Raw genomic sequence first — 11,779 nt, forward strand, 5'->3', positions numbered from 1 at the left:
CGACATAATAGCAAACGAAAATACGAGGTTTCTGGTTCTTAAAAATCGATTAGGACGCCGGCTTGCCTTGACGGCAGGGGGCCTGTGGCAGACTGATGCTCACCTCGGTGCCTTCACCGGGTGTGCTCGAAAGATCGAGGGTGCCGTCGTTGCGGCTGATAAATTCCTGGCACAGCAAAAAGCCCAGGCCGGTGCCTTTCTCCTGCTGTGTGCCCGTTTTGGTGAAATATTCGTGGCTGTTCAATAAACGCGCCTTTTCATCCGCCGTCAGGCCAATGCCGTAGTCGCGTACGCGCAATGTGCACATCGTGCCCTGGGCGACAGCCGATACGATCACCGTACCGCCCGACTTGGAAAACTTGATGGCGTTATGCAACAAGTTGCGGAGAATGAGCTGCAGCTGGTTGGCATCGGCCAAGATCGCCAATCCCTCGCCAATTTGTTTGTCTAATGTTACCTGCTTGCGTTCGGCAAACTCGGCCAGCAGCCCGCTGGCTTCATCTACCGCCTGCTGCAAGGCAATGGTCTTCTTCTCCGTGCGAATACCGTCCATTTGACTCAGCGACCAGTTGAGCAGGTTCTCCAAGGTGCGCTGCGTGCTGTTGAGATTGGTTTTGAGCTTGTCTGACACGGCTATAAATTCCTGGGGCGTCATGATGTTTGCCGTCAGCAGGTGTAACAGCGACTGCAAGTTTGCGATCGGCCCGCGCAGGTCGTGGCTGATCACGGAGAACAGCTTCGACTTCAGCTGGTTGAGCTGTTGCAGGAACTCCGCTTGCGATTCGATCTCCTCTTTTTGTTGTTCCATCGCCAGGTTGCGCTCCGCCAGTGCCTGGTTGGCACGTTGCTGCAGAATGCGCAGGCGCACCAGCAACAAAACAACCGCTGCCAGCAGCACGACGCCAACCGCCAGCACCAGCATCAGCATGCGCTGAATTTCCACCCGGTGGGTCTGTGCCAGGTTTTTCTGCCCCAGCGTTTCGATCGTACGGTCCTTCGCTTCCAGTGCATAGAGCGATTGCATCTCCTGGATCTGCCGGCTCTTCTCGGCGTTGTATAAACTGTCTTTTAATATACTTACCCGCCGGAATTGCTGTGCCCCGGAAAGGCCCCGGCCGGTTTGCGTATAGATCTCCGCCAGCAAGCTGCGTGCACGCACCTGCAGGGCCATGTTGTGGATCCGCTCGTTCAAGGCAATAGAGCGGTTTACGTAATGCAGGGCGCGGATGTACTGCTTTTGGCGATAGGCAATGTCGGCGGCATAGTAATACGAAAAGCCGAGGGCGCGCGTGTTGCCCACCAGGCTGTCGAGCGTCATCGACTTACGGTTGTAAATATCGCTCCTGGCATAGTCGCCCATATCCAGATACGCCTTCGCCTTGCGGCCATACAAAATGCTGACGCGCATCGAGTCGTTTATTCCCAGGTAATGCGCAATGCCCTTGTCGGCATAGGCAATGGCAGAATCGTATTGTTCGGTTTCCGATAGCAGTGCAGACGTTTCGCGGTAGGTGTCGGCCAGCAATCGGTCATCGTGATGCTTTTCGGCCAGGTGCCGCGCTTTGTTCAGAAATTCCTCCGCCTGCGCGTAGTCATCCCGGTCAATGAACGTGCGTGCAAGCGTCAGCATCACCAGGCCACGCAGGGTTGCATAGGCATGCGGATCCCGTTCCAGCAGGCGCAGCGCTTTGTAGCCGTACTCGGTGCTGAGCCGGTAGTTGGCCTTGGTCCAATTGGCTTTGCTCAGCACATAATAGCTATACGCTTCGAGGTAGAGATTCTTTTTCGGTTGGACTTGACTGAGCACGGCGTGCGCCAGTGCAATCGATGAATCAGGTTGAGAAAGAACAAGACCATACGCCTGGGAAGCCATGCCGGCGAGATGAACGCTGTCAGCCGTTTGCAGCGCCGGGGCAACAGGAGAAAACCCTGCCGCGGCATACCATAAAAGCGCTATAATTCCCTTCATTCGTCATAAAACGTTGAAAGTAAAATCTTTCCCGCATGACATAAAAATCAATTCATCGTAAAAAGGCATGTAAGGTTCACCACTCATAAAATACATTTTTTTAGGCCTCCATAAAGTACAACGCGGCCCACATATTGTTTTGTTATCTTTATACGTTACAGCGTAACAATATGCGGCAGAGCCTGAGTTTGATAATGTTCGTGTTGATCGGCTATGTTGCGGTGGCGCAACAAGTAACGATCAAAGGCACCGTGCGCGACGCCAATGGCGAACGCTTGCCCTCCGCCTATGTACTCTTTACGCCCGACTCCACCTACATCGCTACCGACAGCCACGGCCATTTTTCCGTGCGTGTGTCCACCGGCCGCAAGGTATGCCAGGTAACCTATATTGGGTACGAGCTCTATCAGCAGTCGTTCCGGCTGCGCGGCGATACGACACTTACCGTAACGCTCCGGCCCACCGCCGGCCAGCTGCAGGAAGTGGTCATCACGGGTGCGCGCAACGCACAGCAGGACGTTTTTAACTCCAGCCGCACCAGCACGTACCTGCTCACACAAGAGGATATCAACGCATTGCCTGTACTGGGCGGCGAAGCCGACGTCATCAAAACCTTGCAGCTGTTGCCCGGCACGTTGCGCGGCGCCGACGGCAGCTCCGACATCTTTGTGCGTGGCGGCGCCGCCGATCAAAATCTCGTGCTGCTCGACGACGTGCCCATCTACAACACCAGCCACCTCTTCGGATTCCTGTCGGTATTTAATCCCGACATCCTCGACCACGTAGAGGCTATCAACGGAGGCTTTCCCGCCGAGTTCGGCGGCCGCCTGTCGTCCATCCTCAACATCAAAACCACGGCGGAAGTGCCCACGCGCACACGCGTATCCGGCGATATCGGTGTGCTGGCGTCGCGCCTGTTCATCGAGCAGCCCCTGGTGAAAGACAAAGCAAGCATCTGGGTAGCCGGCCGCCGAACGTATATCGACCAGGTGGTAAAGGCACTCGGCGAAGAATTGCCCTATTTCTTTTACGACCTCAACGGCAAGATACTGCTCAAGCCCACCCCGCGCGACCATATCGAAATAAGCTACTATGGCGGCGACGATGTCCTCGACCTCTTTCGCGATCGCGACAACGACGGCAGCGGCTTTACCACGACTTACGAAGCCGGCAACAACAGCCAATCCGCCCGTTGGGTGCACACCTTCGACGGCGGCTGGAAGAGCGAGCTGTCGGCGATCCGCTCCGAATACAAGTATAACATCCGCAATGCCTTTGAAGACAACGAGCTGGTGGCATTCTCCGACATCGAAGATTATGGCGCCCGTTGGTCCATACACAAAGACTCCCTGCGCGGCGGCGCAGCCTTTAAAACCGGCGCCGAGTGGACGCGCCACGCCGTCAGCCCCAACATCATCAATACCGAAGGCGCGTTTTCACAGCTCTTTGAGAGCAGCGTTGCCCAGGGCCGGATCGCCAACGAATTCGCCGTGCACGGGCAATATGAATGGTCGCCGCTGAAACACGTGCGCATCAATGCCGGCTTGCGCGGGTCGATGGCCGTCGTCGAGAACCGTACCTATGCCAATCCCGAACCCCGCCTGTCCGCGCGCTATACACTGACGGACAACCAGGCACTCAAGCTCAGTTATTCGCGCATGGTGCAGTATATGCACCGCATCTCGAGCTCTGCGGTATCGTCGCCCACCGACATCTGGTACCCCGTAACCGAAGACGTTGTGCCGCAAACCTCCAACCAGGTAGCGCTGGCCTGGCAAAACACCTTTCGCGAAGACAACATATTCCTGAGCATCGAGGGGTACTATAAATCCATGGACCACCTCATCGGCTACGAAGAGGGTACCAACCTGTTTATGAATAACGACTTCGAGTCCCGGCTCATTCAGGGCAAGGGCAGCGCATGGGGTCTGGAGGTGCTGCTGCGCAAGGAAGCGGGCCGCTTCAAGGGATGGATCAGCTATACGCTGTCATGGTCGCGGCGCCAGTTCGACGAGGTTAACGGCGGCGCCTGGTTTTATTCGCGCTACGACCGGCGCCACAACGGGGCCATTGTGGGACAATATGCCCTGGGTAAACGCTGGGCCGCATCGGTGGTGTGGGAGTTCATTTCAGGCTCGCGGTTCACACCGATCGTTGGGCAGTATGCCGTGCTGGCGCCCACACTCACCGGCGTAGACCTCATTCCCATATTTTCCCGCATCAACGCCGTGAAACTGGCCGACGCCCACCGGCTCGACATCGGCATCAAATTTAAAAGCCGTCCACACCGCCGCTTTCAGTGGGAATGGTTTGCAGGCATATACAATGCCTATAACCGCGCCAACCCGGTGGCCATCACCATCGAGCAGGAGGACGACGGTACGTTGCGCTATGAACAGCCGGGCCTGTTCGGAGCGATCCCTTTCATCAGCTATGGCTTTAAATTCTAACGATACCGCTATATGAGGCAACGCACACGCACACAGCAACACGGTATGATCGGCGCAGGACTTCTGGCGCTGGGTTTCCTGGTGGGCAGCTGCTTGCCCGATCCGCTCCCGGTAACAGGCATCCCCGTCCTCAAGCCCGAGATCGTCGTGTCGACCCAGATCATCCCGGACGCATCACTCGCCGTTCTCCTCACCAAAAGCTTTGGCGCCCTCGATTTCAGCGACGACAGCGACCCGCAGGAGCTCATTGAGCAGATCGCCGTAGACGACGCCGTCGTTACCGTTACCGGCCCCGACAGTACATACCGGCTGATCAACCTGGGCACCGGTGTATACGGCGGCATCTACATACCGTTTCAGCCCCGCGCGTCCTATCGCCTGGATGTGACGAGTGAATCCCTTGGCTCCGTCACGGCCACCACCACCGTGCAGCCGCCCGTCTCCTTCGACGAACTGATCACCGAGTTGTATTTTAATGGCTTCGACGATACGTTGCTGCAGGTCACACACCAGTTCGCCGACCCCGTCGGCAAGGACTGGTATATGATCAACGTGCAGGACCTGAGACGCCAGGATGCCCTCGAGAACCTCCTCAATCCGCGTAGTTTCACACGATTGATCGACGACGCGAACTTTGATGGACGAAATCACCGCGAATCGTTCCGCGTGATCTATCGCGACTACTACGTGGGCGATACAACTGCCATCTACCTGGCGCGCATTAGCGAAGAATATTATAACTTTATGAAACTACGACTCGATAATCGTTATAGTTTTACGGAATATCTCAGCGAGCCGGTAAACTACCCCACCAACGTAGTCGGAGGGAAGGGATTCTTTAATTTACAGGTGCCTGACGTACGGATCGTGATCGTGGGGACGGAGGGGATGGAGTAGCGATGACAGCGCCGGCGCGGCACGTTCTTTTAATGAGTGACCAGAAAATTATTAACCGTAAAAACGGCTATGGAAAACAAAAGCAAACGCGACGAGATCATCGAAGTCATCAACAAATTGTTTATTTATACCGACACCCGGCAGTGGAGTCGCCTGCAAGAAGAAGTCTTTACTCCCATCGTACAATTTGATCGGGGCCTGGAAGGAACCGTCGATCTGTCCGGGGCGGATATTACCAAGCTGTGGGATGAGGGCTTTCGCGGTCTGGGTGCCATCCATCACCAGGCAGGAAATTACCTGGTAGACTTCGGTCACGAGTCTATTGAAGCCGATGTGTTCTGTTATGCCGTAGCCTATCACTTCACCAAAAACGAACCCGTTGAAAAACTGCGGGAGTTTATCGGGCGGTATAACATGCACGTGGTGCTGACAGACCTGGGGTGGCGGATCGATCGCTTTAAATACACGCTCACCTACCGCAGCCCGGATGCCGCCTAACGCGGCGTCAGGATGGTAAAAATATATTATTTCTGCGCGGGGACCGGGGCGTTGCTCTCGAAGAAATTGTTGAGCAACGAGATCAGCTCAGGCGCCGTGAGGTAATACATCACCTTCACATTGCGGGTATTGAACTCCGCCAGCAGATCGTAGTAGGCTGTTTCCGTGAGTCCATACTTTTGGATCAAGCCGCTTTTTGTCTCGGGATTGTTAATGACCACATCGACATACGTCTGCGCCCGGGCGTTGTCTTCCTTCAGCCAGACCAGCCTGCGTTTTTGTTTTTTCTCGCGCGACAAATAGAAGGGCACCCGGCGACGATCGATCTTTTCGTTCTGTTCATCAAACAAGCCCTCATACGGATCCATCCGCCGCGATTGCACCGTAACAGTATTTAATAAAATACTCTTCTCGCGCAGGCGGATCACGCTGGGCTCCCAATCCCACAGGGGTTGCTCCACGGACTGATACCCCACCACCGACAACACGAGCGTATCGCGCCGCGTAGCGGTAATGGCAAAATTTCCCTGCATATCCGTCGAGGTGCCGCGCATGGAGTTCTTCACCCGCACGTTTACGAACGGCAGCGCCGCAAAAGACGCGGAGTCTACCACCACGCCCTTAAATGTTTCCTGCTGCGCCAGCGCCGTGGCGAGCGGACACAAAAGAAAGGGGAGAAGGAAAGAAAGGCGGCGCAGCATCCAGGAACTTTTACGGGTTTGTCAGCAACGTTATGATGTCGGCATGGCCCGAAAAAGTTTTAAGCAGCGTCGCGCGGTCGGCCATTTCAAAGTCGGCAAAGTCGAACCCCGGGGCCACGGTACAGCCTGCGAGCGTATAGCGGCCGGGTGTCTCGAGGTGTGCGCCAAACCACGTGTTGGCCGGTACGACCACCTGCAGCGAATCGCCGTGCTCGATGTCGGCACCCAACCGGTGCACGGTCAGGCCGTTCTCTTCGTGTAGCACATAGATCGAAAGGCTGTCGCCGGCATGGTAATGCCAGAGCTCGTCGGAACGGATGCGGTGAAACACCGAACGGTCCTGGTTGCGCAATAAAAAATAAATGGCGGTAGAGAAGCTCCGCCTGCCGGTAAAGCGCGCCGGCAGGCCAGAGGTCTCGATCGATTCGGCAGCACGGTATGTTTCGCGGTAAAAGCCCCCTTCGGGATGAGGCTTCAGATCTAAACAACGTACCCAATAGGCTGCGTCCTGCATGTTAATGATATCGATTAAAGGTGATCGTTCTGCTCGTGTAGCTGAGCATCCACTACCGCGATGGCCGCCATGTTGACGATCTCGCGAATGGAGCTGCCCAGCTGCAGCACGTGCACCGGCTTCTTCATGCCTAATAAAATCGGGCCAATGGCCTCGGCGCCGCCGATCTCCATCAGCAGCTTGTAGGCAATGTTACCCGAAGCCAGGTTGGGGAAGATGAGCGTGTTGGCAGGCTTGTCGGCCAGCGCGCTGAACGGGAACATCTCCTGTTGAATACGCGTGTCGAACGCCACGTTGCCTTGAATATCACCCTCGACGATCAGCGACGGGTCTTTCTCCCGCGCCAGCCGCACGGCCTCGCGCGTTTTTTCGGGAACCTCGCCCTTCGACGAGCCGAAGTTGGAGTATGACAACACCGCGATGCGCGGGTCCATATCAAAGAACTTCACACCGCGTGCGGTCAGCTCGATGATGCCGGCCAGCTCTTGCGCCGTCGGATCGACGTTCACGGTGGTATCGGCAAAGAAGAACGTGCCCGTCTTGTTCATGATGATATACATACCGGCCACGCGGTCTACGCCATCGGCCGTGCCGATGATCTGCAGCGAAGGTAGAATGGTTTTCGGATAGTCTTTTGTCAAGCCGCTGACGAGGGCGTCGGCATCGCCGAACTCCACCATCATCGCTCCGAAGTAGTTGCGCTCGCGCATCAGGCGCTTGCTGTCCTGGTATGACAGGCCCTTGCGCTGACGCTTCTGGTATAAACGTTCGGCGTAGCGCTCTACCGTAGCATCGTCTTCGCGCGGGTAAATGATCGGGCAATCCTCCAGGTCGAGGTTGTGCTCTTTGATCAGCGCGAGGATCTCTTCGCGGTTGCCGAGCAGGATCGGATGCGCAATGCCTTCGTCTTTGAGGATCTGTGCCGCCTTGAGAATCTTGTGGTGGTTGGCTTCGGCAAAGACCACGCGCTTGGGGTTTTGTTTGGCGCGCTCGATGATCCGCGAAATAAGCTTCTGATCGATACCGATGCGGCGTTGCAGGTCGTGGTGATAGGCACCCCAGTCGGTGATCGGATGTTTGGCCATGCCCGTATCCATCGCCGCCTTTGCTACCGCCGGTGATACCGTGGTAATCAGGCGCGGGTCGAGCGGCTTGGGGATCAGGTACTCGCGGCCGAACTGAATGCGGTCGGCACCGTAGGCTTTTACTACCATGTCGGGCACGGGCTCCTTGGCCAGCTCGGCCAGCGCATGCACCGCGGCAAGCTTCATCTCTTCGTTGATCTCCTGCGCGCGCACGTCGAGGGCGCCGCGGAAGATATAGGGGAAGCCCAACACGTTGTTTACCTGGTTAGGATGGTCGGAGCGGCCGGTGGCCAGGATCGCATCCTGACGTGTGCGGCGCGCCAGGGTATAGTCGATTTCCGGGTTCGGGTTGGCCAGCGCAAACACGATCGGGTCTTTGGCCATGTTGTTGAGGTCTTGCGGTGTGATAGCGTCGGCGACCGAAAGGCCGACAAATACATCTGCGCCAACCATGGCCTCTTGCAGTGTATTGAAAGGCACGTCGAGCACGAACTGCTGCTTGATGGAATCCAGCCCGGTGCGCTTGGCGTTCAGTACACCCTTGCTGTCGCACATCACGATGTTTTCCTTCTTCGCGCCCAGCGCGATGTATAGCTTGGTACAGCTTACCGCGGCAGCGCCCGCACCGTTTACGACGATCTTGACGTTGGCCATCTTCTTGCCCACGATCTCGAGCGCGTTCAGCAACGCCGCCGCCGAAATGATCGCGGTGCCGTGCTGGTCGTCGTGCATGATGGGAATGTTCATCTTCTCACGCAGCTCCGTCTCGATCTTAAAACACTCGGGTGCTTTGATATCCTCCAGGTTTACCCCCCCGAATGTAGGCTCCAGCGACTTCACGATCTTGATAAAAGCATCGGGGTCTTTTTCGTCGATCTCGATGTCGAACACATCGATGCCGGCAAATTTCTTGAACAATACCCCCTTGCCTTCCATTACAGGCTTGGACGCTTCCGGACCGATGTCGCCCAGCCCCAAGACGGCCGTACCGTTGGAGATCACGGCAACCAGGTTGCCCTTCGAGGTGTATTTATAGACATCTTCCTTGTTTGCGTGAATGGCTTTACAGGGTTCGGCCACCCCGGGAGAATACGCTAACGCGAGGTCCAGCTGGGTGCTCAGTACTTTGGTCGGTACTACTTCAATCTTTCCCGGCTGCCCGTGCATATGGTAATTCAGGGCATCTTCCTTTCTGATTTTAATAGACATGCAGTCGTTGGTTAATGAGGGCCAAATATAATCACCTTAAATTTATTGTGATTTGCGAATTGATTTTAGGAATTTTGACCCTCCATGGAAAAATCAGACATGATCTACGGCACCCGGGCCGTGATAGAAGCCATTGTGGCAGGAAAGGAAATCGAAAAAGTGATGATCCAGTCCGGGTTGACCAACGACCTGATAAAAGAGCTGATCGCAACGGCCAAAAATCACCGCGTGCCCTTCACGTTCGTGCCGGCCGAAAAGCTCAAACGCATGTCTTCCCGCAACCATCAGGGGGTGATCTGCCTGCTGGCCGCCGTGACCTTCGTCCCCCTGGACAACCTGATAGACAAGGCCTTTAGCGAAGGCCGCGAGCCCTTCTTCCTGCTCATGGACCGCGTTACCGACGTCCGCAACTTTGGCGCTATGGCCCGCACGGCCGAGTGCGCCGGCCTGGACGGTATAATTATAGGCGAAAAAGGCAGCGCCCCCATTACCAGCGATGCCATGAAAACCTCGGCCGGGGCCCTCAACCACCTGCCCGTATCGCGCGAAGCGGATCTGAAGAAAACGGTTAAATTACTGCGCGACAGCGGTATACGCGTCATCGCCTGTACCGAAAAGGGCAAGCAGGACCTCTACGACGTAAACCTGACAGGCCCCATCGCGGTCATCGTGGGTTCGGAAGAAGATGGAATTTCAGACATACTGATCCGCGAAGCCGACGAGCTGGCCCGCATCCCCATGCAGGGAAAGATCGGCTCCCTCAACGTATCGGTAGCCGCCGGCATCGCCATCTACGAAGTAGTGCGCCAGCGCCGTTAAAAATGGGGTAATCAGGCTTCCCGAAGGAGGCTTCCTTATGGCATGCTTATAGGCATACATATAGCATGCTTATAGCAAAGCTATGGATACCTTATTGTAAGCTTATAATGAGTTTATTATAATTCCGGGTGTGTCACCGTCGATACGCCAACACCGCCCGCTCGATCATATCACAGCAGTCGTGCAACTGCTCTTCCGTGATGACCAGCGGGGGCGCAAAGCGGATGATGTTGCCATGCGTAGGCTTGGCCAGCAATCCTTCTTTCATAAAGGCTACACACAAGTTCCAGGCCGTCTTGCTCTCCGCGGTATCGTTGATCACGATCGCATTCAATAAACCTTTACCGCGCACCAGCGTAATGAGATCCGTCTTGCGGATCAGGGCTTCCATGCGCTGACGGAATATAAGACCCAGCTGGGCCGCGTTCTCCGCGAGGCGCTCGTCCAATACTACCTGCAATGCTTCTATACACACCGCAGCCGCCAACGGATTGCCGCCAAAGGTAGAGCCGTGCTCGCCCGGGCGGATCACCAGCATCACCTCGTCATCGGCCAATACGCACGACACCGGCATCGTACCACCGGAGAGCGCTTTGCCGAGGATCAGCAAGTCCGGCCGTACGCCTTCGTGATCGGACGCCAGCATCTTGCCCGTGCGTGCAATGCCCGTCTGGATCTCGTCCATCATGAGCAATACGTTGTTCTGGCGGCACAGTTGTTCCGCCGTCTTCAGATAACCTTCTGCTGGAATATATACGCCGGCTTCGCCCTGGATCGGTTCGATCCACAGCCCGCAGACGTTCGGGTTGGCCAACGCCTTTTCCAGCGCGGCCGTATCGTTATACGCGATGATCTCGAAGCCCGGCATAAACGGCCCGAAGCCGCCGCGCGAATCAGGATCGGTAGACGCCGAAATGATCGTCGTCGTCCGACCGTGAAAATTCTTGCGCACCGCGACAATGACCGCCTGGTCGGCCGGGATGCCCTTCTTGGTATAGCCCCACTTGCGTGCCAGCTTGATGGCCGTCTCGTTGGCTTCGGCGCCGCTGTTCATAAAGAGGGACTTCTGATAACCGAAGAGCTCGCAGATATACTTCTCCGCACGGCCCAGCTTGTCGTTGTAGAACGCACGCGAGGTAAGCGTGAGCTCTTTTGCCTGCCGGATCAGCGCATCGATGATCCGCGGGTGACAATGCCCCTGGTTGACGGCGCTGTAGGCCGACAGGAAATCGTAATAGCGTTTGCCTTCCACATCCCAGACAAACACACCTTCGCCCTTGCACAGCACGACGGGCAGCGGATGATAATTGTGCGCTCCGTACTGATCTTCCAGCGAAATGGCTTCTTGACTTGATGTGATGGCGTGCAGCATATACAAATAGACTCAGGGTACCAGGCAAATTTACCAAATCACGCCCGTAAACCCTAAATACAAATGCATCCGCCGGCAAAAATGAAAACTTTAAAGTTTTTACGACTGTTTTCGAAAGAAATAGGTTCAGACATGACAAATTGCACCCCAAAATTAAAACGTATTTAAAACACCACGCACCCGGGTGCAAGCCTTCGCGCGAGCTGGATCCCGATAGTCGGGAGTGTGCTGTCTGTGACTGCCGTCAGCTAACGCAAATAGTGGT

9 protein-coding genes are annotated in these 11,779 nt (G+C 56.0%); 4 read left to right on the forward strand and 5 right to left on the reverse strand.

What is annotated here, in order from left to right:
- Window positions 1–49 precede the first annotated feature (49 nt).
- Complete coding sequence (locus KK078_RS08800) at window positions 50–1,969, reverse strand: sensor histidine kinase (RefSeq protein ID WP_254089889.1); 1,920 nt, start codon at window positions 1,967–1,969, stop codon at window positions 50–52.
- Between the two features lie 170 nt (window positions 1,970–2,139).
- On the opposite strand from KK078_RS08800, the gene KK078_RS08805 reads away from it, so the two are divergent.
- The 3 genes from KK078_RS08805 to KK078_RS08815 all read left to right on the forward strand — a co-directional run bounded on the left by KK078_RS08805 (window position 2,140) and on the right by KK078_RS08815 (window position 5,814).
- Window positions 2,140–4,419, forward strand: coding sequence for a TonB-dependent receptor (locus KK078_RS08805; protein ID WP_254089890.1), 2,280 nt, complete (start codon window positions 2,140–2,142; stop codon window positions 4,417–4,419).
- A 12-nt stretch (window positions 4,420–4,431) separates the two neighbouring features.
- Window positions 4,432–5,316: a DUF4249 domain-containing protein gene (locus KK078_RS08810; RefSeq protein ID WP_254089891.1), complete on the forward strand. Its 885-nt coding sequence runs from the start codon at window positions 4,432–4,434 to the stop codon at window positions 5,314–5,316.
- Between the two features lie 69 nt (window positions 5,317–5,385).
- On the forward strand, window positions 5,386–5,814 hold the full coding sequence (locus KK078_RS08815; protein WP_254089892.1) for a nuclear transport factor 2 family protein: 429 nt from the start codon (window positions 5,386–5,388) through the stop codon (window positions 5,812–5,814).
- Window positions 5,815–5,840: 26 nt separating this feature from the next.
- Here KK078_RS08815 and KK078_RS08820 read toward each other — a convergent pair whose 3' ends face one another.
- The 3 genes from KK078_RS08820 to KK078_RS08830 are packed head-to-tail and all read right to left on the reverse strand — an operon-like array spanning window position 5,841 to window position 9,323.
- Window positions 5,841–6,515, reverse strand: coding sequence for a carboxypeptidase-like regulatory domain-containing protein (locus KK078_RS08820; protein ID WP_254089893.1), 675 nt, complete (start codon window positions 6,513–6,515; stop codon window positions 5,841–5,843).
- A gap of 10 nt (window positions 6,516–6,525) precedes the next feature.
- The gene (locus KK078_RS08825; protein WP_254089894.1) at window positions 6,526–7,029 is read right to left on the reverse strand and encodes a cupin domain-containing protein; all 504 of its coding nucleotides are present in this window, start codon (window positions 7,027–7,029) and stop codon (window positions 6,526–6,528) included.
- Window positions 7,030–7,043: 14 nt separating this feature from the next.
- Complete coding sequence (locus KK078_RS08830; RefSeq protein WP_254089895.1) at window positions 7,044–9,323, reverse strand: NADP-dependent malic enzyme; 2,280 nt, start codon at window positions 9,321–9,323, stop codon at window positions 7,044–7,046.
- Window positions 9,324–9,407: 84 nt separating this feature from the next.
- Between KK078_RS08830 and rlmB the strand changes: the two genes are divergently transcribed.
- The gene (gene rlmB / locus KK078_RS08835; protein ID WP_254089896.1) at window positions 9,408–10,142 is read left to right on the forward strand and encodes a 23S rRNA (guanosine(2251)-2'-O)-methyltransferase RlmB; all 735 of its coding nucleotides are present in this window, start codon (window positions 9,408–9,410) and stop codon (window positions 10,140–10,142) included.
- 133 nt (window positions 10,143–10,275) lie between these two features.
- Here the strand turns inward: rlmB and rocD are convergent, their stop codons facing one another.
- On the reverse strand, window positions 10,276–11,514 hold the full coding sequence (gene rocD / locus KK078_RS08840) for an ornithine--oxo-acid transaminase (protein ID WP_254089897.1): 1,239 nt from the start codon (window positions 11,512–11,514) through the stop codon (window positions 10,276–10,278).
- Between the last annotated feature and the right edge of the window lie 265 nt (window positions 11,515–11,779).

The sequence above is a fragment of the Dawidia soli genome, from assembly GCF_018598185.1.
GTDB lineage: Bacteria > Bacteroidota > Bacteroidia > Cytophagales > Cyclobacteriaceae > Ohtaekwangia > Ohtaekwangia soli.